General features: G+C 64.5%; 19 protein-coding genes and 1 pseudogene. 5 read left to right on the top strand and 15 right to left on the bottom strand.

Annotated elements, in window-relative coordinates:
- The first annotated feature begins 70 nt into the window (after nt 1-70).
- Together LB572_RS34425 and LB572_RS34420 are read left to right on the top strand one after the other, a co-directional pair.
- The gene (locus tag LB572_RS34425; protein WP_263498113.1) at nt 71-550 is read left to right on the top strand and encodes an enoyl-CoA hydratase/isomerase family protein; all 480 of its coding nucleotides are present in this window, start codon (nt 71-73) and stop codon (nt 548-550) included.
- Nucleotides 547-864, top strand: coding sequence for an enoyl-CoA hydratase/isomerase family protein (locus LB572_RS34420; protein ID WP_263498112.1), 318 nt, complete (start codon nt 547-549; stop codon nt 862-864). The genes LB572_RS34425 and LB572_RS34420 overlap by 4 nt, the downstream gene beginning before the upstream one ends.
- Here LB572_RS34420 and LB572_RS17715 read toward each other — a convergent pair.
- From LB572_RS17715 to LB572_RS17700, 4 genes are all read right to left on the bottom strand, one after another.
- Complete coding sequence (locus LB572_RS17715) at nt 850-1,587, bottom strand: FadR/GntR family transcriptional regulator (protein WP_224668592.1); 738 nt, start codon at nt 1,585-1,587, stop codon at nt 850-852. The two genes, LB572_RS34420 and LB572_RS17715, sit on opposite strands and share 15 nt — an antisense overlap.
- A 41-nt stretch (nt 1,588-1,628) precedes the next feature.
- A complete protein-coding gene (locus LB572_RS17710) occupies nt 1,629-2,885 on the bottom strand; it encodes an acyl-CoA dehydrogenase family protein (RefSeq protein ID WP_224668669.1) in 1,257 nt (418 codons plus the stop codon).
- 70 nt (nt 2,886-2,955) lie between these two features.
- Entirely contained in the window at nt 2,956-4,533 is a 1,578-nt protein-coding gene (locus tag LB572_RS17705; protein ID WP_140806659.1) for a class I adenylate-forming enzyme family protein, read from the bottom strand.
- Nucleotides 4,534-4,583: 50 nt separating this feature from the next.
- Complete coding sequence (locus tag LB572_RS17700) at nt 4,584-5,582, bottom strand: NADPH:quinone oxidoreductase family protein (protein ID WP_412033572.1); 999 nt, start codon at nt 5,580-5,582, stop codon at nt 4,584-4,586.
- A 98-nt stretch (nt 5,583-5,680) separates the two neighbouring features.
- Between LB572_RS17700 and LB572_RS17695 the strand changes: the two genes are divergently transcribed.
- Nucleotides 5,681-6,757 (top strand): phosphotransferase family protein, encoded by a 1,077-nt coding sequence (locus tag LB572_RS17695; RefSeq protein WP_224668590.1) that lies wholly within the window; start codon nt 5,681-5,683, stop codon nt 6,755-6,757.
- Between the two features lie 52 nt (nt 6,758-6,809).
- Here LB572_RS17695 and LB572_RS17690 read toward each other — a convergent pair whose 3' ends face one another.
- The 10 genes and pseudogenes from LB572_RS17690 to LB572_RS17645 all read right to left on the bottom strand — a co-directional run bounded on the left by LB572_RS17690 (nt 6,810) and on the right by LB572_RS17645 (nt 20,547).
- The gene (locus tag LB572_RS17690; protein ID WP_224668589.1) at nt 6,810-7,730 is read right to left on the bottom strand and encodes a cupin domain-containing protein; all 921 of its coding nucleotides are present in this window, start codon (nt 7,728-7,730) and stop codon (nt 6,810-6,812) included.
- A 55-nt stretch (nt 7,731-7,785) separates the two neighbouring features.
- Nucleotides 7,786-8,634 carry a MaoC/PaaZ C-terminal domain-containing protein gene (locus LB572_RS17685; protein WP_224668588.1) on the bottom strand — a complete coding sequence of 283 codons (849 nt, stop codon included), beginning with the start codon at nt 8,632-8,634 and terminating at the stop codon, nt 7,786-7,788.
- Nucleotides 8,635-8,643: 9 nt separating this feature from the next.
- Entirely contained in the window at nt 8,644-10,941 is a 2,298-nt protein-coding gene (locus tag LB572_RS17680) for a 3-hydroxyacyl-CoA dehydrogenase/enoyl-CoA hydratase family protein (RefSeq protein WP_224668587.1), read from the bottom strand.
- Nucleotides 10,938-12,074 carry a thiolase family protein gene (locus tag LB572_RS17675; RefSeq protein ID WP_140806664.1) on the bottom strand — a complete coding sequence of 379 codons (1,137 nt, stop codon included), beginning with the start codon at nt 12,072-12,074 and terminating at the stop codon, nt 10,938-10,940. The genes LB572_RS17680 and LB572_RS17675 overlap by 4 nt, the downstream gene beginning before the upstream one ends.
- A gap of 28 nt (nt 12,075-12,102) precedes the next feature.
- Nucleotides 12,103-12,891 (bottom strand): enoyl-CoA hydratase/isomerase family protein, encoded by a 789-nt coding sequence (locus LB572_RS17670; protein ID WP_224668586.1) that lies wholly within the window; start codon nt 12,889-12,891, stop codon nt 12,103-12,105.
- Complete coding sequence (locus LB572_RS17665; RefSeq protein ID WP_224668585.1) at nt 12,884-13,861, bottom strand: NAD(P)H-dependent flavin oxidoreductase; 978 nt, start codon at nt 13,859-13,861, stop codon at nt 12,884-12,886. The genes LB572_RS17670 and LB572_RS17665 overlap by 8 nt, the downstream gene beginning before the upstream one ends.
- 3 nt (nt 13,862-13,864) lie before the next feature.
- Nucleotides 13,865-14,506: a TetR/AcrR family transcriptional regulator gene (locus LB572_RS17660; protein ID WP_224668584.1), complete on the bottom strand. Its 642-nt coding sequence runs from the start codon at nt 14,504-14,506 to the stop codon at nt 13,865-13,867.
- A gap of 135 nt (nt 14,507-14,641) precedes the next feature.
- Nucleotides 14,642-16,778 (bottom strand): annotated as a pseudogene (gene scpA / locus LB572_RS17655) (methylmalonyl-CoA mutase).
- Nucleotides 16,778-18,781 (bottom strand): acetyl/propionyl/methylcrotonyl-CoA carboxylase subunit alpha, encoded by a 2,004-nt coding sequence (locus LB572_RS17650; protein ID WP_224668583.1) that lies wholly within the window; start codon nt 18,779-18,781, stop codon nt 16,778-16,780. The pseudogene scpA and the gene LB572_RS17650 overlap by 1 nt, the downstream one beginning before the upstream one ends.
- 233 nt (nt 18,782-19,014) lie before the next feature.
- Nucleotides 19,015-20,547, bottom strand: coding sequence for an acyl-CoA carboxylase subunit beta (locus LB572_RS17645; protein WP_224668582.1), 1,533 nt, complete (start codon nt 20,545-20,547; stop codon nt 19,015-19,017).
- Nucleotides 20,548-20,796: 249 nt separating this feature from the next.
- Here LB572_RS17645 and LB572_RS17640 point away from each other — a divergent pair, with 249 nt between their 5' ends.
- Nucleotides 20,797-22,209 carry a helix-turn-helix domain-containing protein gene (locus LB572_RS17640; protein WP_224668581.1) on the top strand — a complete coding sequence of 471 codons (1,413 nt, stop codon included), beginning with the start codon at nt 20,797-20,799 and terminating at the stop codon, nt 22,207-22,209.
- A gap of 77 nt (nt 22,210-22,286) precedes the next feature.
- Nucleotides 22,287-22,919 (top strand): sigma 54-interacting transcriptional regulator, encoded by a 633-nt coding sequence (locus LB572_RS17635; protein ID WP_224668580.1) that lies wholly within the window; start codon nt 22,287-22,289, stop codon nt 22,917-22,919.
- 152 nt (nt 22,920-23,071) lie between these two features.
- Here the strand turns inward: LB572_RS17635 and LB572_RS17630 are convergent, their stop codons facing one another.
- Complete coding sequence (locus LB572_RS17630) at nt 23,072-24,709, bottom strand: ABC transporter ATP-binding protein (protein WP_318014043.1); 1,638 nt, start codon at nt 24,707-24,709, stop codon at nt 23,072-23,074.
- Nucleotides 24,710-24,714 lie beyond the last annotated feature (5 nt).

The following is a 24,714-nucleotide window of genomic DNA, read 5'->3' as shown; positions in this document are numbered from 1 at the left end:
GTTGACAAGTTTCGCGTCCGCCATCAACGTCGGCTTGTCCGACAGTTAGACAAATTCAGCGGCAAAAGCCATGAGTCACAGGTTCGTTTCGCTGCAAAGAGCAGGAGGCGTCGCGACGATCGCCTTCTCCCGCGAAGAGGCTTTGAACGCGCTGACGCTGGACATGATCGAGGAGTTCGACTGCCTGCTGGCGCAAATCGACGGTGCGCCGGACATCCGCGCCGTGCTGCTGCGCGGCGAAGGCCGGGCCTTCATGGCCGGCGGGGATCTGGATTATCTGCGTGCCGCCGAAGACGCGCCGGCTGCCGCCGGCGCCACGATCCGGTCGCTGAACAAGACCATCCTGCGGCTGACGCGCCTGTCCAAGCCAACGGTCGCCTGCGTCCATGGCGTGGTGGCGGGTGCCGGGCTCAGCATCGTCCTGGCTTGCGATGTGGCGGTGGCCGCGCAGGATTGCCGCTTCGTCTACGCCTATGATGCCATCGCCGCGGTGCCGGACGGCGCCTGTCGCATTTCCTGCCGCGGGCGATCGGCCTCGGCAGAGCCTTGAAATTCGCTTTCCTGAAAGGAGAGCTGACAGCGAGCGAGGCCGAGAGCTTCGGGCTGGTCGCAATGACTGTGCCGGCATCGGAGCTATTGCATAGGGGAGCCGCAGTCGCGGAAAGGCTGTCCGGCCGGAACCGCGAGGCCCTGGTCCGTACCCGGCGTCTCTTGCGTGAAAATTTCGATAGAGCGCTGGAGGACCAGTTGGAGCAGGAACGAACCGCCTTCATGGCATGCGCCGAGACCGCCGCCTTCCAGACCGCGATCGAAGAATTCTTTGCCGCACGCGCCGCGCGAAAGGCGAAATCAGCTGGTGAGTGACCTGTCGATCTGGTTATCGAGCGGCAGCTTCGCCATCAGCCAGCCGCGCTTCAGGTCTTCGATGTGCTTGGCGGCCCAGAGCTCGGCGTGCCGGGGATCCCGACGCTCCAGCGCCTCCACAATCTCCGTATGCGCTTTTATGAGGCGACCGGCAGCCTGGGGAAGCTGGGGCTGGATCTGCTCGAACGCGGGATAAAGCAACCGGCCCACGGGCTCCCGGCACAAAAGCAGCGCATGATTGTGTGCGGCCTCCGACAGCAGCGTGTGGAACTCCAGGTCGAGAATGCCCGGCGATTGGCCTTGCTCGACAGCCTGCTTCGTTGCCTCGAGATTTTGCTTGAGGGCGTCCAGTTCCGCTTCCGAGATGTTTTCCGCGGCGAGCCTGGCTGCGAGAGGCTCAAGCACCCGCGACACGTCCCAAAGCTCCCCGAAGGTCACGGCGCGCATGACGAGGGCTCGCGTCGTGCGCGGTGTCAGATCCGAATGATCCGGTATCGTCACGAGGAGCCGCTTGCGCCCCTCGCGCCTGACCAGGCCATCGCTTTCGAGCTGGCGTATGCCTTCGCGCACGGTCGAGCGGTTGACGCCGAACCGGGCGGCGAGTTCGACTTCGCTGGGTAACGGATCGCCCGGTCTCAGCGAGCCGGCAAGAATGTGGCGCCTCAACTCGTTCGACACGACCTGATATGCCGGCGGGACGCTCAATTTTTCGATTTTCAGCATTCTTATGCCTTTGGTGGCCGCAGTATCCGCAGTCGTCTTGCTCAAATCGCGGGCGACACGTCTTTGGCGGAACTCGCCGCTGCCCCGCGCATTTTCGCGGCCCTCAATTCGTCGCGGGCGATGCCGCGCAAATGAACCTCGTCAGGCCCGTCGATGTAGCGCAGCGCCCGGCCCCAAGTCCACAGAAATGCAAGCGGAGTATCCGAAGTCAATCCTTTTGCTCCAAAGACCTGCATTGCCCGGTCGGCAATTCTTGTCTGCAGACGAGCGGCAACTACTTTGATCGCCGATATTTCTCGTTTGGCGGCCTTGTTCCCGGCGACGTCCATAAGCCAGGCCGCCTTCAGGTTCAACAGCCGGGCCTGCTCGATCTCGATGCGGGATTCGGCAATCCAGTCCTGGATGTTGGCATTGTCCGCGAGGGCTTTGCCGAAGGTGGAGCGGCTGAGCGCGCGATCGCACATCAGTTCCAGGGCGAGCTCGCATTGGCCGATGGTGCGCATGCAATGATGGATCCGGCCCGGCCCCAGGCGGGCCTGGGCGATGGCGAACCCCGCCCCCTCCTCCCCGAGGAGGTTGGCGACCGGCACGCGGACATTTTCGAAGCGCACCTCGCAATGCCCTTCGGGCGAATGGTGGTGCATCAAGGTGACATCGCGCACGACGCTGAATCCGGGCGTGCCGGCCGGGACGATCACGAAAGAGTGCCTGCCGTGTTTCGGCGCATCCGGCGACTTGTCCGAGATGCCGAAAACCAGGGTGAAGGCGAAGAGCGGATGCAGCGCGCCGGTGGTGAACCATTTGCGGCCGTTGACGACGAAATGGTCGCCGTCGCGATCGATCGTGGTGGCAAGGTTGGTCGGATCCGACGATGCCACGTCCGGCTCGGTGATGGACACGCCTGACCGTATCTTGCCGTGCAGCAGCGGGTTGAGCCATTGCTCCCGCTGGGCGGGCGTGGCGAACATGTGGAGAATTTCCATGTTGCCCGTGTCCGGCGCGCTGCAATTGAACACCTCGGAGGCCCAGGGCACGCGTCCCATAATCTCGGCGAGAGGCGCGTAGTCCACGTTGCTGAGCGCCGTCCCCGGTTCGTCTGGACGAAGCGCGGGAAGGAACAGGTTCCAGAGCCCTGCGCTCCTGGCCTTTTCCTTCAGCGGCTCGACCACTTCGCTCGGGTAGGCGCCGGAGTGGGCAATTTCATGCCACCGCCGGTCGTTGGGCAGGATGTGGTCTTCCATGAACCGGTCGAGTTCCGTCCTGAAGGACTGGACCTTTGGTGAATGTTCGAAGTTCATCATCTTCCTTTCCGTCATGGCGCCCGATCGAGGATTTCTTCAGGGCGCTGAAACACGCGACCTCGACCGCCTATCCGGTGATCAGGGCGCGCAGTGCATTCTTGAGGACCTTGCCGTTGGCGTTGCGGGGCAACGGTTCCTTGAGGAAGGTCACGCCGTCCGGCACCTTGTAGTCGGACAGGCGCTCGGCGCAGAAATTCTTGACGGCGGCCTCATCGCTGAGCGAGCCGTCGCTGTAGATGAAGGCATGCACCCGTTCGCCCAGGATCGGATCCGGCTTGCCGACGACCGCGCTTTCGACGAGGCCCGGTATATGGGCGAGCGTGCTTTCGACCTCGATGCAGTAGACCTTGAAGCCGGCCCTGTTGATCATGTCCTTCTTGCGGTCGAAGACGTAGACATAGCCCTGCTCGTCCTTCGACCCGATGTCGCCGGACACCCAGTAGCCCATGACGAAACCGGCCTTGTTGCCAGCGGGATTGTCCCAATATCCGGGAACGACGACGGCGCCGCCGATCAGCAACTCGCCGCTCTGCCCTGACGCAACCTCGCGCCCTTGATCGTCGACGACGATAATGTCGGCGCAAGGCAGGACCTTGCCCACCGAACTCGGCGCCTTGGTGATGTCGCCGAGCGGCATCATCGTCACGGGCGAACTTGTTTCGGTCGAACCGTAGACGTTGCACAAGGTAAGGTTGGGCAGCGCGGCCGCCAGGCGCTCGATCGTGGCTTCCGGCATTGCCGCTCCGCCGAACCCGGCGACCTTCCAGTTGGAGAGATCGAACTGCATGAAATCGGGATCGAGCAGCAGCAGATTGTAGATGGCAGGGACGACGACGGTGAAGTTGATCTTCTCGCGGGAGGCAAGCTCGAGGAACGGGCGTGCCTTGAAGGCGCGCTGGATCACGGTGCAGCCCGCGACGCGCATCGCGGTCAGGATGATGGCGACAAGCCCGGTCACATGCGAGGCCGGCACGGCCAGCATCGCTATATCGCCTTCAGCGATCGCAAAGCCGTGCTGGTAGTGGAGCAATGTATGGATCGTGCTCACATGGGTGAGCATGGCTCCCTTGGGCTTGCCGGTGGTGCCGGATGTGTAGAGCAGGCAGTAGGTATCCTCCTCGGCGACATCGGGAAACGCCACGGCCGGGCGTTCGCCAAACAGGTCGCCGAAAGGCTCGCCGCGGCCGTCTCCCACGACGTAGGCATGGCGCAGCGAGCCGACCGCTTCGCCCGTCGGAACATTCGCCTCGTATTCCGCGTCATAGATGATCCCGGAAGCCGTGCATTGATTGAGGACGAATTCGACCTCCGGAAGCTTCTGACGAATATTCATCGGCACGGAGATCAGGCCGGCGCGCGCCGCCCCCAGGATCGAGTAGACGAACTCGAGGCCATTTCCGAGCAGCAGCGCCAGGCGATCCCCCTTCTTGAATCCCGCATGGATCAGGTTTCTTGCAACCAGCTCCGCCTTCGCATCCAGTTCCCGGTAGGTAACCCGCTGCTGTTCGAACACCAGGGCAATCCGGTCGGGCGCGCGCTGCACGGCACTGCGGAACATCTCGTCCATGTTGCCCGGCCTGTCGACGAAACAGCGCACTATGCGTTCACCGTAGCGAACCTCATGACGCATCGCTGGAACCGGCATTTTTTGACCTCCCTTGGAAATTAGCGGCCGACGTGCTTCGGCCATGTCCTTTATGGAACCGTGATGACCACCTTGCCCGTCACGGTCCTGGAGGCGAGCAGCTTCAAAGCCTCGGCAGTGTCCGCAAGGGGGAAAAGGCCGTGTATCGACGGTTTGATTTTTTCGGCGGCATAGAACGCGAGCAATTCGCTCACCGCCTCGACGTGGCGCGCCGCGTCGCGCTCGATCGCCGCGCCCCAGAACACGCCGCGGATATCGCAGCTCTTCAGCAGGGGCAGGTTGAGCGGTATGCTTGCGATGCCCGCCGGGAATCCGACGACAAGATAGCGTCCCTCCCACGCGATCGCGCGCAGAGCCGGCTCGGTATATTCGCCTCCGACCGGGTCGTAGACGACGTCGGCGCCTTGTTCTCCGCATGCAGTCTTGAACTGGCCTGCAAGGCGCTTCTGTCCGTCTTTCCCCAGTGCGCCGGTTTCATAGAGAACCGTGCCGTCGGCACCGAGCGAGCGCGTCGCGGCAAGCTTGCCCTCGCTCGACGCCGCCGCGATCACCCTGGCCCCCATGGCCTTGCCAAGCTCGACGGCCGCGAGCCCGACGCCACCGGCGGCGCCGAGGACGAGCAACGTCTCTTCGGGCCGCAGCCCGGCTCGATCGTTCAACGCATGGTAGGAGGTGCCGTAGGTCATCAGGAAGGCCGCGCCGTCCTCGAACGGCATCGAATCGGGCATCAAGGAACAGCGCTGGGCTTCCGCGCACACATATTCGGCCATGCCGCCCCAGCCGAGCATCGCCATGACGCGCTGCCCCGGAACGAAGTTGCCGACCCCCGGGCCGATTGCATCGATGATCCCGGAAACTTCGGCTCCCGGTGAGAAGGGACGAGCCGGCTTGAACTGGTAGCGGTCCTCGATGATCAGCAGGTCCGGATAGTTCACGCCGATGGCATGAACGCGGATGCGGACCTGGCCCGGCCCTGGCGAAGGAACCGGCCGCTCCGCCAAAACCAGGGATTCAGGCCCTCCCGGTTCAAGGCTGAGCACGGAAATCATCGAGTCTGACATAGTTCGGGCTCCAGATTTGTCCGACAAACCGATAATCCGGCTTCATAACGCATTCGTCAATGCCCTTGTTAAGGCGGATTGTCGGATTGACGGTCTATTGGCACTTATTTATTGTCCGACAATCGAACATTAGCAGCAGGCCTCTTGTGACCAATCCTACCAAACGGCTCGAACAATTCCTGAGATCGGAAATCCCGGGACTTTCGGGGGACCTTCGGCTGGAACCCGTCGCGGGGGGACAATCCAATCCGACTTTCTTTGCAAATTTCGACAATCGCCGGCTCGTTGTAAGGAAGAAGCCCGACGGGCCGGTCCTGCCGTCCGCCCACGCCGTGGATCGGGAATTCAGGGTCCTGGAAGCCCTCGGAAAGGTCGGGATCGCGGTGCCGCCCGTCCTGCTTTACCACGAAGCGGGAGATGTATTCGGGACATCCTTCTACGTCATGGAGCGCGTCGACGGGCGCATCTTCCATGACAGCCAGCTCGCCGGGGCGCCTCGGTCCGAACGCTTCGAGATGTATCGCTCCGCGGCCCGGATGCTTGCCGCGATCCACAAAGTTGACTTCGAGCAGGCCGGCTTGTCCACGTTCGGCAAACACGGCAATTTTTTTTCGCGTCAGATCGCCCGCTGGACCCATCAGTGGCATCTCTCCAAATCGCACGACCTGCCGGAAATCGACCGGCTGGTCGAGTGGCTGCCAGCGAATCTGCCCGCGAACGACCAAACCACTGTCGTTCATGGCGATTTCCGCATCGGCAATCTGATGTTCCACCCGACGGAGCCGCGCATCGTGGCGGTGCTTGATTGGGAGCTTTCGACACTCGGCCATCCGATGGCGGACCTTGCGCATAGCTGCATCTACAGCTGGTATGTCACGCCCGAGGAATATGGCGGCATTCTCGGCCTGGACTTCGCTGACCACGGACTGCCGACCCTTTCGGAATTCTCCCGCGCCTATTACGAGGCCTCCAACCAGTCTGACAGGCTGGAGGTTTTCCATATCGTGCTGGCCCTGTTTCGGAATGCCGTCATCTTTCAGGGCATCGCCTCGCGCGCCAAGGCTGGAAACGCGGCCTCGCAAAACGCCGCCGCCGTGGGCAAGCTGGCTCCGATCTTCGCCCGCCGCGCGGTCGACCTGATCAAATCCTCCGGACAGCTCTGAGCCGGCCGGGCCGAGGGTCCGGCTCCGTCGCTGCCGCGACCCCGGCCGTGTTCTAATCGCAGTAAGCGAAGCCGACCGCCCTCGTGTGGTAGTAAAGACCGGAATCCTGCATGACAAAACTGCGCATCAATTCCTGGCCGCGGTTGTGATGCGAGTGGGCTTCGGTGGGCGGCGTGACCATGACGCCGAATTTGCGCCAATCGACGCGCTGGCCTTCGATGACGGAATGACACCCCTCGCCCTGGATGCAGAACGTCAGCGCCACCGCGTTGTGGCGATGGGCGCGCTGATCGCCACCGGCTTCAAGGGTGTTGATCACGCCCACCATCATTGGCGTGACGGTGCTGGTCGCCTCGCCTATGGGTGTCGTGCAGAAAACCGCCTTGCCGGCGACATCCGTTCCGGCCCGCGAGTGGACATCCTTGAGGATCAGGTCGATCTCGGAGCCTCTGTAAAGCGTCGGCTTTATCACGCCGTCGGCCGGATCCCTGGGCCGAACCCCGAGGAAGTTCAGCATCGGCTCGTCGGTGCATTGCAGCAGCAGCGCGCGCCCGCGCCCGGCTCTGTGCGTTGTGACTCCGCCGCCCGGCATGCAGAACACATCTCCGGCCTGCCATTCGAGCTTGACGTCGCCCTTGCTCGAAGCGCCATGGCCGGAGGCCACATAGTACATTTCGCCGGTGGCGTTGGTGGAGAGCTCGAGCGCGGAACTGTCGTCGAGGATCAGGTATCGCGCCAGCAGGCTGGGAGTGGTTGCCGGATAAGCCAACCCCAAACGCGCCGACAGATCGAGAGCGATGGCGCCCGCTGGCGTGGCATCATCGAGAGCCGCCAGCCGCTCTTCCTCGAAGAGATGACAAGGTACTTTCGGGATCTTAACGCTGAACGCGTTCGAAGGCGTTCGAAAGATCGGCGCTCCGATGCCTGCGTGGTTGCCGTGGATCGCCTCAGATACGCTCGCGCGATCGGCCATCGTCATCCTCTCCCAAGATCGACATCGCTCTCATTCCCAAGCCTCCTGCGATTTTTCACTCCAAGGCGGCCAGGCCGTTGTCGACCACGACGCGTTCGCCTACCTTGGCCCTGAAGCTGACGACATGGCCGTCGCGCCAAAGCGAGATGGACAGGACGTCGCCTGGAAACACCGGTGCCGTGAAGCGGCAGTCCATCGTCTTGATCGAGGCCGAACTATCGCCGCGCAAGGCCTTTGATATCGCGCGCCCGATGTGGCCATAGGTGGCAAGACCATGCAGGATGGGCCTGGGGAACCCGGCCCCGCGGGCGAATTCCGGATCGACATGCAGCGGATTGTCGTCGCCGGAAAGGCGATAGATCAGCGCCGACCGCAATGCGGGGGGCATGTCGATGGCCGCGTCCGAATTCCGGTCGGGAAGCTGATGCGGTTTGGGCGGCGCGATCACCGGCCCGCCCAGGCCGCCGTCACCTCGGCAGAACGCGGTCTGGGTAACCGTCGCGAGCGCCTCGCCGGTCGACCGGTCCGCAATCACCCTTTCGCTCACGACCAGCGAACCCCGGCCGGCTCCCTTGTCATATATCGCGACGATCCTTGGCGTTGCGACAAGTGAGGCGGCGACCGGCAACGGTCGATGGAGTTCGAAGCGCTCCGAAGCGTGCACTGTCAGCGTGTCGTCGAGACCGGGCGAGAGCGTGCGATACCAGTTTCCCGGATAGGCAAGAACGACCGCCATGGTCGGCAGCGCGATCAGGCCGTTCTCGTAGACATGCCGCAGTTCCCCGGGATCGTCCGGCGGATCGCCGGCCCCAACGCCCAGCGCGTAGAGGATGGTCTCACGCGCACCATAGTCGTGCACGATCTCCGGGAACCGGAAAGCCATCAGCTCGTCGTAGCGGGACATCGTGGCCTTTCAGTTGCGCAAGGGTTTGCCGGTCTTGAGCATGTGCTCAATGCGCGCGGCGGTCGCCGGAAGCTTGGCCAGTCCGACACATGCTTTGCGCTCGAGCGTCATGATCTGCGTCTCGTCGAGATGCGCCGCTGCCGTATCGCCGCCGGTAAGCGCGCCGGCCAGGGCTTCGGCTATGGCGACGTCGGCGTCGCTGATCTGGCCGAGATTGCGGGAGGCCCGGACGCTGTTGGTCAGCGACAGATAGCCTGAGCGTCCGGCAACCGCGATCGACGTGCGTTCCGGCGCGACGTAGTCGCGAGCGAGCTCCATCGCAAAGCTTCTGGCGGCGCCAAGAAGGTGGGAGCGGTTCATGACGATGCGATCGGTTGGCAAGAGCATGCCGAGGCCGCGCGCGTCGAGCGCCGACGTCGAGACCGCGGCGCGCCAGATCACGTCGAAGACGGCCGCGGCATTTGCAGCCGGCCCGCGCGGAACAGACGGGTTCAGCGCCGCGCGCCTGAGCAGCTGGGTGCCGCCGCCCCAGCCGGGGATGATGCCGACCTTGGTCTCGGGCAGCCCCGCGTTCAGCTCTGCATGGGCGACGATCGCGTCGCAGTGGAGCATGAACTCGCAGCCGCCGCCGAGCGCCAGGCCATGCGCGGCGGCGACCACCGGAAACGGCGCGTATTTCATGCGCAGGAACAGGTCCTGGCCCTCTTCGATATAGGCATCGAGCGCTACCCAGTCCTTGCGCTCGATCATGCCGAGAAAGGCCCGCAGATCGGCTCCCGCCGAGAAAGCGCGCGGATCGTCATTGCCGAGGACGAGGCCCGAGAACGAAGAACGGACATGCTCCAGCGAGGCTTCCAGCACGCTGAAGACAGCCGGCGCGAAACTGTTGAGTTTCGTGTGCAATTGAAGGCACGCAATGCCTTCGCCCATGTCCCAGAGCGAGGCCGCCTCGTTCTCGACGACCGCCTTGTCTTGCTCGCGGAGCGAGGCGATCGACAACGCCGGGGCGGTCGTGCCGCGTCCGGCGCGGACGGGCGCCGTCTCGAGCAGGCGCGCCGGCAAGGCGCGGCCTTCGGCGGTAAACCGGGCGGCAAGCCGGGCGCCATCATAGCGCCGGGCCAGCGCCACCGGGCCCTGCGACCAGCCATAGCCGAGGATCATCGCACGATCGATGTCGCTGCGGTCGAGGCTGATGTCGTCGGCTATCCTGTCGACATAGCCGACGAGGTTGGCGAAGACCGTCCAGGCATAGCGTCCAAGCCGCTCGTCGCTTTCGAGAAGCGCTGCAAGATCCTTTCCGTCGCCCGGCAACTGCCGGAGGTCGAAAGGCCGCGCATCACGATAGTCCTGGGTCGCGAGATCCAGCGCCTGCTTGGTCTTTTGCGGCGTCAGCCTGTAGAAACCCTCGCCGCTCTTGCGGCCAAGGCGTCCCGCTGCCAGCAGGTCCTGAACCAGCTTCGTGCCTGGCAGGTCGAAATTCTGCAGGTCGTCCGCACCGGGCAGCGCCGACATCAGGCTGCCCCAGACATGCGGGATGAGGTCCAGGCCGATCAGGTCGAGAACACCGAAGACCCCAGTGCGCGGCGCTCCCAAAGCCATCATGACGGCGTCCGCCTCTTCGACGCTCACGCCCTGCCGAATGGCTTCTATGGCCGCGACCGCCAGCGCGTAGCAGCCGATCCGGTTGGCGATGAATCCGGGCGTGTCCCTGCAGTCGACAGTCGTCTTGCCGAGAGCCGTTTCGCAATAGTCCCTGGCAGTGCCTATGATCGCGGCCGGGTTTTCGTCGCCCGAGACGATTTCCACGAGTTGCATCACGCGCGGTGGATTGAAGAAATGCGTGATGACGAAGTCGGACGCGAACTCGCGCGGCATCCCGTCCAGGAGTGCCTCGCGCAGGATCGTCGAGGTATTCGACGAAACCAGCGAGCCCTTCTTGCGCACCGCGTCGATCTGGCGATACAGCGCGCGCTTGGCGCCGACCTCCTCGACGATCGCCTCGACGATCCAGTCCGCCTCCGCCAGGCGCGGCATGTCGTCGGCGATGTTGCCTGGACGCACGAGCCCCGCCGCGGCAGGCGTCATGAAGCCGCCGACCTTGAGCTGGCGCTCGACGCCCTTTTGCGCCGGATCGTTCCTGCTGGCCGGATCGGATCCCGGTACATCGAGCAGGTCGACCGCTATGCCGGCATTGGCGAGCTGCGCGGCGATGCCGCCGCCCATCGAGCCGGCCCCGATCACGACGGCACGACGCAGGCCGATGCGCTCGACCCCCGCGGCGGCTGAAATCCTGGCCACGGCGTTCATGCGGCCTCCAGGACCATAGCGATGCCCATGCCCCCGCCGATGCATTGGGTGGCGAGCGCCCGCCTGCCCTTCTCGCGCCGCAACAGCGATGCGGCCTTGCCGACGAGGCGGCCGCCGGTCGCGCCGAGCGGATGACCAAGCGCGATTGCGCCTCCATCGATGTTGAGCTTCTCATGCGGAATGTCGAGCTGCCTGCGGCAGGCTTCCGCCTGGGCGGCAAAGGCCTCGTTCATCTCGACGATATCGATGTCCGCCATCGTCAGGCCGGCACGGCCCATGGCCTTGCGCGAAGCTTCGACAGGTCCCATGCCCATGATGCCCGGCGCGCAGCCGGAGACGGCGAAGCTCTCCACGCGGGCCAGAAGTTCCAGCCCATGGCGCTTCGCAAATTCCTCGCTGCAGACCAGCAGCGCCGAGGCTCCGTCGGTCATCGGCGAGGAGGTGCCGGCCGTCACCGTCCCGTCCTTGAGGAACACCGTCTTCAGCTCGGCGAGCTTTTCGAGCGTAGTCTCGCGCACGCAGCCGTCCTCGGCGACCGTCGTGTCGCCGAGCGGATAAGGAGCGATCTCCTGCGCCAGCAGCCCCTTCTTCTGCGCCGCCCGTGCCTTGGCCTGGCTCGCGAGGGCAAAGCGATCCTGGTCCTCGCGCGTGATTCCGAATTGCCTGGAGACGCGCTCGGCCGTCATGCCCACATTGACGAAGTCCTCGACCTGCTCGTCCGACCATGAAGGGTGGGGAAGCACGTTGAAGCCCATCATCGGCACCTTCGACATGCTCTCCGTGCCGCCGGCGATAAAAGCATCGCCGGCGTTCATCAAAAGCATGCCCGCGGCGACCTGGACCGCCTGGATGGACGAGCCGCACCAGCGGTTGACGGTCACGCCGGCTGTGGTCTCCGGCAAGCCCGCCTGCAGGCCGACGACGCGGCCGATATTGAGCCCCTGCTCGCCCTCGGGAAACGCACATCCCCAGACGACGTCCTCGATCTCTTCGCCGGCAACGCCGGTCCGCTCCAGCAACGCTCTTACCGCATGCGCGCCGAGGTCATCCGGACGCACGCCCGCAAGGGCGCCCTTTCTTGCAAAGGTGAACGGCGTGCGGACGTAGCCCGCTATGAAAGCGTGTCTTGTCATGAATGCTCCTCCCGACCTGCCGTCGTGCTCAACGGCCGTGAAACTGGGGTTTTCTCTTCTCGAAGAATGCGTCGACCGCGCCGGAGAAGTCTTCGGTGAGGGCGCAGACCCCGAAGCTCTCGCCCTCGGCGTCGAGCTGGGCCTCGAATGAGCGATCCCACGACGAGCGCAGCAGCGACTTGATACGGCCCATCGCAATCGGCGCTCCCTGCGCCAGGCGTCTCGCCAGCGTTTCGGTCTCGCTTGCGAGGTCGTCCGCCGGGACGACCCTGTTGACCAGGCCCAGGCGCAATGCTTCCTCGGACCGGACGGTCTCGCACAGAAGCGCTATCTCCATGGCCCTGCGCAGGCCGATCAGGCGCGGCAACGCCCATGAGCCTCCGCAGTCCGGCGAAGCGCCGATCGCGGCATAGGCGAGATTGAAGCGGCAATTGTCGGCGGCGATGGCGAGGTCGAGGCTGAGCGCGATGCTCATGCCGCCGCCGGCGACGGCGCCTTTCAGGCTGGCGAGCGTGATCGACGGCGACTGGGCGAGCCGCTTCAAGGCGGAATGGATCGGATCGATCAGGTCGAACGCGGCGGCACGCTTGTCCGCCGAGGCGCGAAAATGCGCGAGGTCGCCGCCGGCGACGAATGCATTTCCTTCGGCCGCGACCACTATGACACGCACCGCGGGTTCGTTCAGGGCTCTGTCCACCGCCTCGTGGAAGCCGCGCGCGCTCTCCACATCCAGGACATTCAGCCGCTCGGGACGGTTGAACCGGATCTCGGCGACACCGTCCTTGCTCCGGTAGAGAATGGCCGGTTTCTCAGGCATGGGCGCTCCTATCGGAAGAGGTGAGTGGCGCCAGGAACCGATCCGACCCCGCCGCCGCCATCGCGTCGCGGTATTCATCCGCCAGACGGTCGCATAGAACGGCGGCAGGCGGGACGTCCGTCACCGCGCCGACCCCCTGTCCGGCCGACCAGATCGCCTTCCAGGCCCTGGCTTCATGGTTCAGATCAAGTTCCGCATGCGCCGGCAGATGGTCCGGATCGAGACCGGCAGCCACGATGCTGGGGCGCAGGAAATTGGCGTTCACCCCGGATATCGCGGGCGTATAGAGGATGTCCGCGGATGACGATGCCACGATCATGTTCTTGTAGGCCGCAGGAGCCATCGACTCGCGCGTGGCGATGAAGCGCGTGCCCATATAGGCGAGGTCGGCGCCCATGACGCGAGCGGCAGCGATATCGCGGCCCGTGGCGAGCGACCCGGACAGCACCAGCGTGCCGCGAAAGAAGGAGCGGACTTCGGAAAGCAGCGCAAACGGGTTGGTCGCGCCGGCATGGCCGCCGGCGCCGGCCGAGACGGCGATAATGCCGTCGACCCCCGCCTGCGCCGCTTTTTCGGCATGGCGGATGTTGATGACGTCATGGAAGACGAGCCCGCCATAGGCATGAACGGTATCGACCACGTCCCGCACCGCGCCGAGCGAGGTTATGACCAGCGGCACCTTATGCCTGGCGACGATCTCGAGGTCGGCGGCAAGGCGTGGATTGGACCTGTGAACGATCAGGTTCACCGCGAAGGGAGCGGCGCTGTCGCCGATGTCGGCCAGCTGCCCGCTTATCTCCTCCAGCCAGGCCGCGAAGCCTTCGCTGCTGCGCTGGTTCAGCGCCGGGAACGACCCGATCACTCCTGAACGGCAGACCTCGACGACGAGGTCCGGCCCCGAAACCAGGAACATCGGCGCTGCTATGACCGGCAGCCGCAACCGTTTCAGAAGAGCGTCCGCGATAGGCATCCCTCAAGCTCCGGAACGGGGCGTCAGGCCCAGCAGAAGGGTCGCGACACAACCGTCCGCGACCTCCTCCGCCGAGAGCGATCCAGCGGGGTCGTACCAGCGCGCGATCCAGTTCAGCGCGCCCGTCAGCGTGAACGTCACGATCTTGGGGTCGCCCGCGGCCAGCGAGCCGTCCCGCATCCCGTCGGCGACGACGCGCCGCACCGTATGATCGATCTCGCGCTTGAGGGCTCGAAACTGCGCCTTGGCCTGCGGCGACAGTTCGTGGTCGGCGGTGCGTGTGACGCAAATGCCGAAATCCTGCGTCATGATGATCGCATAGCGGCGCATCAGCGCCTTCAACCTGTCGAACCCGCTGCCGCCATTGCGCTCGACCGTCTCGGCGGCCACCCGGATCCCGTCCAGGCCCAGCCGGACGCATTCGAACAGTATTTCGTCCTTGTTCGCGAAATAGTGGTAGATCGTCGGCTTCGTCACATTCAACGACGCCGCCACCTCGTCCAGCGACGTGGCATGAAACCCCTTCCGGTTGAAAGATTGCACCGCCGCGTGGAGCACGGCCTCGCGTTTCACGGCGCGGTCCCGCTTCCTCTCATGCTTGGCCGGCCAGGGCGATGCAGGCTCCGCGAGTGAAAGCGCGCTCATCCGTTTTCCGATCGGTACCATGGTTACTCATCAGTAGTAATTTACTGGCGAGTAACCTGTCAATGGCTGCTCGGCATCTCGTCAGGGTCCGTGCGGTCGAGCGGTTCTGGGTTTTCCGGGAAACGGCGAACTGCTCTAAGCATTGCGTCTCCTGCCCTCCATGAGATCGAGCACGGCATGGGCTGCGTGGAGGACGTTGGTGCCCGGCCCGAAGACGGCGGCCACGCCGTGATCATGGAGGTACTTGTAGTCCTGGCGCGGCACGACGCCGCCAACCACCACAATGACGTCCGAGGCACCCTTTGCCTTGAGCGCCTCGACCAGTTGCGGAGCCAGGGTCTTGTGGCCGGCCGCCAGCGAGGACATGCCCACCACATGGACCTTCATCGTCGCCGCAAGGTCCGCCGCTTCCTGCGGCGTCTGAAACAGCGGCCCGGCGATGACCTCGAACCCGACATCCCCGAAGGCCGAGGCGATGACCTTGGCGCCGCGGTCGTGGCCGTCCTGGCCGAGCTTGGCCACCAATATCCTGGGCGCTTCTCCCCGGTCGGCCCGCAGGGCTTCGAGGCGCTTCACCAACATCTCGTATTCCGGCTCGCCGCGGTAGGCGGCATCATAGACCTTGCGCACCACCTTCGGGGCCGCGGCATGGTCGCCAAAGACCTTGCGCAGCACATCCGATATCTCGCCGACCGTTGCGCGGGCCCTGGCAGCCTCGACGGCGATCGCCAGGATATTGCCCTCGCCGGAGCGGGCGACCTGGCCCAGCGCGGCGAGTGCCTTCGCGACCTTTGCGGGATCTCGCTGGCGCCTGACCGTTTCGATGCGGGCGATCTGCGCGGCCCGCACCGCCTTGTTGTCGATGTCGAGGATGTCGAGTTGCGCTTCCTCTTCGAGTCTGTACCGGTTGACGCCGACGATCACCTCGTCGGCGCGGTCGATCGCCGCCTGCCTGCGGGTCGCGGCTTCCTCGATCATGCGCTTGGGCAGTCCCTCATGGACGGCCTTGGTCATCCCGCCCATGGCCTCGACCTCCTCGATCAGCGTCCAGGCGGCGTCGGCGAGCTCCTTGGTCAGGGTCTCGACATAGTAGGAGCCGGCCAGCGGATCGACCACCTTGGTCACACCCCGTCTCATGCTGCAGGATCAACTGCGTGTTGCGCGCGATGCGGGCCGAGAACTCGGTCGGCAGCGCGATCGCCTCGTCGAAGGAATTGGTGTGCAGACTCTGCGTGCCGCCCAGCACCGCGCTCATCGCCTCATAGGCGGTTCGCACGATGTTGTTGTAGGGATCCTGCTCCTGCAGCGAGACGCCCGATGTCTGGCAGTGGGTGCGCAGCATCAGCGAGGCAGCCTTCTTCGGCTGGAACTCCTCCATGATGCGGGTCCACAGCAGCCGCGCCGCGCGCAGCTTGGCAGCCTCCATGAAGAAGTTCATGCCGATGGCGAAGAAGAAGGACAGCCGGCCGGCGAAATCGTCGACGTCGAGGCCTTTCTTCAGTGCCGCGCGGACATATTCGCGCCCGTCGGCCAGCGTGAAGGCAAGCTCCTGCACCAGCGTCGCCCCGGCCTCCTGCATGTGATAGCCGGAGATCGAGATCGAGTTGAACTTGGGCATCTCCTTCGCCGTGTACTCGATGATGTCGGCGACGATCCGCATCGAGGGTTCCGGCGGGTAGATGTAGGTGTTGCGGACCATGAACTCCTTGAGGATGTCGTTCTGGATCGTGCCCGAGAGTTGTGCCCGCGGCACGCCCTGCTCCTCGCCCGCGACGATGAAGCTGGCGAGGATCGGGATCACCGCGCCGTTCATGGTCATCGACACCGAGACCTTGTCGAGCGGGATGCCGTCGAACAGGATCTTCATGTCCTCGACGGAATCGATGGCCACGCCGGCCTTGCCGACATCGCCCTCGACGCGCGGGTGATCGCTGTCATAGCCACGATGGGTGGCAAGGTCGAAGGCCACCGACACGCCTTGCTGGCCTGCAGCAAGCGCCTTGCGATAGAAGGCGTTGGAGGCCTCCGCCGTCGAGAAGCCCGCATATTGCCGGATCGTCCATGGGCGGCCGGCATACATGGTTGCACGCGGCCCGCGCAGGAACGGTTTTTGTCCCGGCAAGCCGCCGAGATAGTCGTTCCCCTCGAGATCCTGTGCCGTGTAGAGAGGCTTGACCTCCATGCCTTCCGGCGTGCGCCAGGCAAGCGTGTCCGGGTCGGCCTTGACCTCCCTCTCGGCGAGGGCGCGCCACTGCTGGAGCTTGTCGGCCATTACTCGAACTCCATGATGAGCTCGTCGACCGCGAGGCTGGCGCCGGCTCTTGCCGCGATCGCCTTCACCACCGCCCGACGCTCGGCGCGCAGCACGTTCTCCATCTTCATGGCCTCGACAGTCGCAAGCGTCTGCCCGGCCTCGACCGTGTCGCCCACCTGCACCGCGAGCGAGGTGATGATGCCGGGCATCGGACACAGCAGCATCTTCGAGGTGTCAGGCGGCGTTTTCACCGGCATCAGCCGGGCAAGCTCGGCCACGCGTGGCGAGCGCACGAACGCGGTGACGTCGATGCCACGCCAGCGCAGGCGCAGGCCGGAGCCGTCGAGCGACACCTTCACGCCCACCGCCTCGCCGTTGACCACAAAGGCGGCATGACTATCGCCCGGCAGCCAGTCGCTCGACACGGTGAGGCTCGGCCCATCGGCAAAGGCGACGAGGGCGCTCGCCTCGTCCTGAAACATCGCGAACGCAAATTCACAATCGGCCACCGTCGCCATCCAGTCCTTGCCAATGCCGCGCGGATGATTGGCGAGAGCGCCCGAAATCTGTGCCGACCGGCGAACGATCCTCGCATTGATGAAGGCCGCGACGGCCGCCAGCAGACGCGCCTGGGCATCATCCGGCCCGACGCCCTGAAAACCGTCCGGGAACTCTTCCGCGATATAGGCCGTGGTCAGCCGGCCCTCGCGGAAGCGCGGCTGCGCCATCACCGCCGACAGGAACGGAAGGTTGTGACCGATGCCTTCGACCTCGAAATCGTCGAGCGCACGGGCCATCGCGTCGATCGCCGCGCCACGCTCCGGCGCCCAGGCGCAGAGCTTGGCGATCATCGGATCGTAATACATCGAGATCTCGCCGCCCTCGAACACGCCGGTGTCGTTGCGCACGACCGTGCCGTCGTCGCGCCGCCCCTCGACCGGCGGCCGGTAGCGAGTCAGGCGTCCGATGGACGGCAGGAAGTTGCGATAGGGATCCTCGGCATAGAGCCGGCTTTCGATCGCCCAGCCGTTGAGCTTCACATCGTCCTGGCCAAAGCGCAGCTTTTCGCCGGCGGCGATGCGTATCATCTCCTCGACGAGGTCGAGGCCGGTGACCAGTTCCGTCACCGGATGCTCGACCTGAAGCCGGGTGTTCATCTCGAGGAAGTAGAAATTCTTCGTGCCGTCGACGATGAACTCGACCGTGCCGGCCGAGAAATAGCCGACCTCGCGCGCCAGCGCGACGGCCTGCTCGCCCATGGCCTTGCGGGTAGCTGGATCGAGGAATGGCGACGGCGCTTCCTCGATGACCTTCTGGTTGCGCCGCTGGATCGAGCATTCGCGCTCGCCGAGATAGACGATATCGCCGTGCTGGTCGCCCAGCACCTGGATCTCGATATGACGCGGCTCGGTGACGAATTTCTCGATGAAGATGCGGTCGTCGCCGAAGGAGGCCTTGGCCTCGTTCCTTGACGACTGGAACCCCTCACGCGCCTCTGCGTCGTTCCAGGCGATGCGCATGCCCTTGCCGCCGCCACCGGCGGACGCCTTGATCATTACCGGATAGCCGATCAATGCTGCGATGCGCGCGGCTTCGTCCGCGTCCTCGATCAGGTCCATATGACCGGGCACGGTGGAGACTCCGGCCGCCGCGGCGATGCGTTTGGAGGTGATCTTGTCGCCCATTGCCTCGATCGCCGCCACCGGCGGGCCGATGAAGGCGATGCCGGCATCCTTGAGCGCATCGGCGAAATTGGCGTTCTCCGACAGGAAGCCATAGCCGGGATGCACCGCGTCAGCGCCAACGGCCTTTGCCGCGTCGACGATCTTGCCGATGACGATATAGGATTGGTTGGACGGCGATGGCCCGATATGGATCGCCTCGTCGGCCATCTTGACATGCAGCGCGTCGCGATCGGCATCCGAATAGACCGCCACGGTTGCTATGCCGAGCTTCTTCGCTGTCTTGATGACCCGGCAAGCGATCTCGCCCCGGTTGGCGATGAGGATTTTCCTGAACATTATCGCTCGACCACGAACATTTCCGACGCGCCTTGGCGTGCCCATTTCAGCGCTGAACGCTCCAGTGTCCTGGGCACGTCGATCACGCACAGGCACCAGTCCATCTCGCCATGGTGATCCACCCATTCGAGGAGCCTTTCGGCGCCAAGTCTTTCGGGTCGAAGCCGGGCGGCCAGCTGCCGCGGGGTCGAACAGAGAATTCCGTCAATCTGGACCTGCGTGCACATGGACCCTCACAGCGGCATGGTGTCGTGCTTCTTCCAGCGCGGCTCGAGGCTCTTGCCACGCAGCGCGGCAAAGGCGCGGGCGATGCGCTTGCGCGAGGAATGCGGCATGATCACCTCGTCGATGAAGCCGCGTTCGGCCGCCACGAACGGGTTGGCGAAGCGTGTCTCGTACTCCCTGGTCCGCGCCGCGATCTTGTCCGCGTCGGCGAGTTCCGAGCGATAAAGGATCTCGGTCGCGCCCTTCGCGCCCATCACGGCGATCTCGGCGGTCGGCCAGGCATAGTTCACGTCGGCGCCGATATGCTTGGAGGCCATCACGTCATAGGCGCCGCCATAGGCCTTGCGCGTGATCAGCGTCACCATCGGCACTGTGGCCTGCGAATAGGCAAACAGAAGCTTGGCGCCGTGCTTGATGACGCCGCCATATTCTTGGCTCGTGCCCGGCAGGAAGCCCGGCACGTCGACCAGCGTCAGCAATGGAATGCTGAAGGCATCGCAGAAACGCACGAAGCGCGCGGCCTTGCGGCTGGAATCGATGTCGAGGCATCCCGCCAGCACCATAGGCTGGTTGGCGACGACGCCCACGGTCTGGCCCTCGAGGCGCAGGAAGCCGGTGATGATGTTCCCGGCGTAGGCTTGGCTGATTTCGAAGAAATCGCCCTCGTCGGCGATGGCCAGGATCAGTTCCTTGATGTCGTAAGGCTTGTTGGCGCTGTCGGGCACCAGCGTATCCAGCCGCATGTCGAGGCGCGCCGGATCGTCGTGGAAGGGCCTGACCGGCGGCTTGTCGCGATTGTTGAGCGGCAGGAAGTCGAACAGCCTGCGGATCGCCTCCAGCGCCTCGACGTCGTTCTCGAAAGCGCCGTCGGCCACGGAGGATTTTTGCGTGTGCGTGCCAGCGCCGCCGAGTTCCTCCGCCGTGACGATCTCGTTGGTCACGGTCTTCACCACATCCGGGCCGGTGACGAACATGTAGGAGGTGTCGCGCACCATGAAGATGAAGTCGGTCATGGCCGGCGAATAGACGGCGCCGCCGGCGCACGGCCCCATGATCACGGAGATCTGCGGCACCACGCCGGAGGCGTCCACGTTGCGCTTGAAGACATCGGCATAGCCGGCGAGCGAATCCACGCCTTCCTGGATGCGCGCGCCGCCGGAATCGTTGAGACCGATGACAGGCGCGCCGTTCTTCACGGCCATATCCATGATCTTGCAGATCTTCCTGGCGTGCGTCTCCGACAGCGAGCCGCCAAGGACGGTGAAGTCCTGGCTGAAGACATAGACCATGCGGCCGTTGATCGTGCCCCAGCCGGTGACGACGCCATCGCCGGCGATCTTCTGGTTCGCCATCCCGAACTCGGTCGCCCGGTGGGTGACGTACATGTCGTATTCCTCGAAGGACCCCTCATCGAGAAGCACTTCGAGCCGTTCGCGCGCCGTCAGCTTGCCCTTCGCATGCTGAGCGTCGATGCGCTTCTGGCCGCCGCCAAGGCGCGCTTCAGCGCGGCGCGCCTCCAACTGCTCCAGCACCGCCCGCATCAGCGTCCCGCCTTGTTGTCGAACCCGACGTTGCCGGGGGCGAACGACCGCACCGCCTGCAATGGGACTATATCGAGCGCCGCGGCCCGATGGGGCGCACGCAAGGTCGAAACGATTGTCGTCATGTCTTCCCCATCGGTCCGGGATCGGGGCAGACAGCTAGCGCTCGGGCGGGTTGGAGAAAACGGTTGAAAAGGCGCAAAAGCTATGTAAGCATTTTTGCAAATAGAAAAATGCGAAATTGCAAAAATGGCACCCTCGAAACTCTTTATCGGCCGCAAGATCCGCGAACTGCGTGAGGCGAACAAGGCGACCCAGGCTGTCTTCGCCGAGAGACTGGGTATCTCGACCAGCTATCTCAACCAGATCGAGAACAACCAGCGCGCCGTCTCGGCCTCGGTGCTGCTGTCGCTGGCCGAGAAATTCCGGGTCGACCTGTCCGCCTTTTCCGGCAGCGACAGCGACCGGCTGCTCTCGGCGCTGAGCGAGGCGCTGGCCGATCCGCTGTTCGACGTATTGTCGCCGGGATCGCAGGAGTTGAAGCTGGTGGCGCAGAGCGCGCCCGCCTTCGCCCATGCGCTGCTCGCCTGCCATCAGGCCTACCGGCGCAACAGCGAGCAGCTTGCCAGCATCGACGACCAGATGGTGCGCACCGACAGCTTTTCCGAGCCGACGCCTTATGAGGAGGTGCGCGACTTCTTTCATTTCGTCGACAATTACATTGACGAACTGGATATGGCAGCCGAGAGCCTCGCCGGCGATCTGCGGATCGGCGAGCAGGACGGCATCGCCGCCATGGCGGAGCACCTGGAAAAGCGGCACGGGGTGCGCGTTGCCGGTTCGGGCGAGGACAGCGAAACGCTGCGCCGCTATGACAGCAAGGCCAAGGTGCTCTATCTCAGTCCCTATCTGGACAGCGCCTCGCGCGCCTTCCAGCTTGCTTTCCAGATCGCCGCGCTGGAGCGACGGGCAGAGGTCGATGCGATCATCGCGCGCGCCGGTTTCCGTACGGCCGAGGCCGGCGACATCTGCCGTATCGGCCTCCGCAATTATTTTGCCGGGGCGCTGGTGTTGCCCTATGGGCGCTTTCTCGCCGCGGCAAAGGAAGTACGGCACGACATAGAATTGCTGGCGGCGCGCTTCGGCGCCAGTCTCGAACAGGTGGCGCACCGGCTCTCCACCTTGCAGCGGCCTGGGCAGAAGGGCGTGCCCGTCTTCTTCGCCCGCATCGACAGGGCCGGCAACATCACCAAGCGCCATAGCGCCGCGAAGCTGCAATTCGCCCGCTATGGCGCGGCTTGCCCATTGTGGAATGCCTACGACGCCTTCGAGACCCCTGGCCGGTTCGTGCGTCAGCTCGCCGAGATGCCGGACGGCGCGCGCTATCTGTCCATCGCCACGGAGATTTCCAAGCGCAGCGGCGGCTTTACCGCGCCGCAACGGCGCTATGCGATCGCGCTTGGCTGCGAAGTCTCCCATGCCGACGACTTCGTCTATGCCGACGGCCTCAACCTGGCCGGCCGGGCAGGTTTCCAACCGATCGGCATCTCCTGCCGCATCTGCGAGCGGGTGAACTGTGGCCAACGCGCCGTGCCGCCGCTGAAACGGCGCCTGCGCGTCGAACATGACGTGCGGACAACCCTTCCGTACCAGATCACGTAGTCCTATGCCGGGGCATGATGAGGGGCCAAGGGCGAAACGCCCGCTCTTCGAGGGGTGATCGGCTAAGAAGCCGATTTATGCCCGGCCTTGCGCGCCTCGCCGACCGAGGTACGTTGTTCCTCGACGAGGTCGCCGACATCCCCCTGCCCGCCCAGACCGCGCTGCTGCGCTTCCTCGATTCCATGGAAGTCCGCGCGATCGGCGGACAGCACACGCACAGGGTGGATGTGCAGATCGTTTCCGCCACCAACCGCGATCTTGGCGAGATGATCGCCGGGCGAAGCTTCCGCGCCGATCTGCTCTATCGGCTCAACGCCTTCACGCTGCATCTGCCGCCCCTGGGAGCACGTTCGGATTTCGCGCTGATCGTGCGGCACCTGATGCGCAAGCTTGCGCCGGACGCGGCGATCACCGACGCAGCGATCACCGCGCTTTCGCTGCGCAAGTGGCCCGGCAACATCCGCGAGCTTCAGGCAGCGCTGCAGCGCGCCCTGGTCCGCGGCGCGGACTACGTCGACGAAGGGTCTTTCGACGATCACCCGCTCCAGGAAGAAACGGACAGTTGCCCAACCTGCCGCGGACATCCACTCGACGAGAGCAGGTGTCGCGACATTCGCAGGACCTATCGCGAGGCTTCCGAAAATATTTCGGAAACGACGCGCCGGCTCGGCCTTTCGCGAACGACCGTCTACAAGCATCTCGGCTTGTAATCAGCGCTGCCCGTCTCGAAGATTTCGATAAAACTTGCGCTCATCTCAGCTTAGAGCTCCAGGCGAAGTTTGCTGGCGCGACCGTCATTGGCCGCGAACCAGCCCGGATGTCCGTTACGCCGGCAATGTCTCCGATGCGCACTGCATCGAAATCAGTCAGCGATGCGGCCCAGGCTCGAACCACTGCGATCAGCGGCCAGGATGTCATCCAGCCAGCGTGGATCCATCTGTGGGACGGCGGACAACAACGCTTTCGTATAAGGATGATCCGGCGCAACCATGACGGCGCTCCTGGGGCCCTGCTGCACGATCTTGCCGCGCTGCATGACCACGACTTCGTCGGCTATGGCGTTCACGGTTGCGATGTCATGGGTGATGAAGATGTAGGATTTGCCGAGTTCCTTCTGCAGCCGAAGCAACAGCTTGAGGATCTGCTCCTGGACGAGCTGGTCGAGCGCCGAAGTGATCTCGTCGCAGATGAAAACATCCGGATCGGCCGCGATCGCCCTGGCGATGGAGACGCGCTGCTTTTGCCCGCCCGACAGTTCGGACGGGAAGCTGGTGAGGTATCTCCGCGGCAGTTCGACCGTTTCCAGCAGGTCGGCCACCCGGCGCGCGCATTGCTGCCCCCTCTGGCCGGTGTGCAGGGTGACCAAGCGGCCGACGATATCCATAACGGTCTGGCGCGGGTTGAGGGCATTGTCGGCCGATTGGTAGATCATCTGGATGCGCCGCAATTGGTCGACGTCGCGGCTTCGGAACGACCGGGCCAACTTCTGGCCGTTCAGGCTGACCGAACCGCCGGCAGCCGGCAGCAGCCCGGCTATGACGCGGGCGAGCGTGGACTTGCCCGAGCCGGACTCGCCGACGATTGCCAGAGTACGCCCTTTGGGCAAAACCAGGCTGACGTCGTCCAGCACCTTCGCTTGTCCGTAATGGGCAACGATATGCTCTACGTCGAGGATCGGAGGTGCTTGCGGAACCGCTTCCTTTTCCAGGGACCGCACGGCCCATAGCGAACGGGTGTATTCCTGCTGGGGCCTTTCCAGCATCAGTCCGGTCTGCTGCTCCTCGACGAGCTCGCCATAACGCAAGACCATGATGCGATGCGCCATCTGGGCGACAACGGCAAGGTCGTGGGTGATATAGAGCGCGGCCGTATGGTGATCGTTGACGATCCGGCGGATGGACGCCAGCACCTCGACCTGCGTGGTCACATCGAGCGCGGTCGTCGGCTCGTCGAACACGATCAGGTCCGGTTTGCACATCATTGCCATGGCCGTCATCGCGCGCTGCAATTGCCCGCCGGACAACTGATGCGGGAAACGTCCGCCGATCGTGTTCGGATCGGGCAACTGCATCTCGGCAAAGAGCGAGCAGGCCCGGGCCTCCGCCTCCTTGCGTGAGGTCGCGCCGTCGCGCATGGCGCACTCAACGGCCTGATCCATCAGCGTGTGCGCGGGATTGAAGGAGGCCGAGGCGCTTTGCGCGACATAGGCGATCCGCGTGCCGCGAAGCCTGCGCCGGGCGTCCTCATCCAGAGCCAGCATGTCCCGGCCACCGAAGAGAACTTCTCCCGAAGCTACGCGGCATCCGGAGCGGGTGAAGCCCAGCGCGGCCAGGCCGAGCGTGGATTTGCCCGCTCCCGATTCTCCGATGATGCCGAGGACTTCCCCTCGCCGCAGCGACAGGCTGATGCCCTTGACGATCGGTTGCCAGGCGCCGTCGGTGTCGGCCTCGACCCACAGGTCCCGGATGTCGAGGATCGTGTCGGAAGCCTGCGACCGCAATGACG

The organism is Mesorhizobium sp. BH1-1-5, from assembly GCF_020165615.1.
In the GTDB taxonomy this organism is placed as follows: Bacteria; Pseudomonadota; Alphaproteobacteria; order Rhizobiales; family Rhizobiaceae; genus Mesorhizobium.
This window is presented reverse-complemented; position numbering and strand designations above follow the sequence as displayed.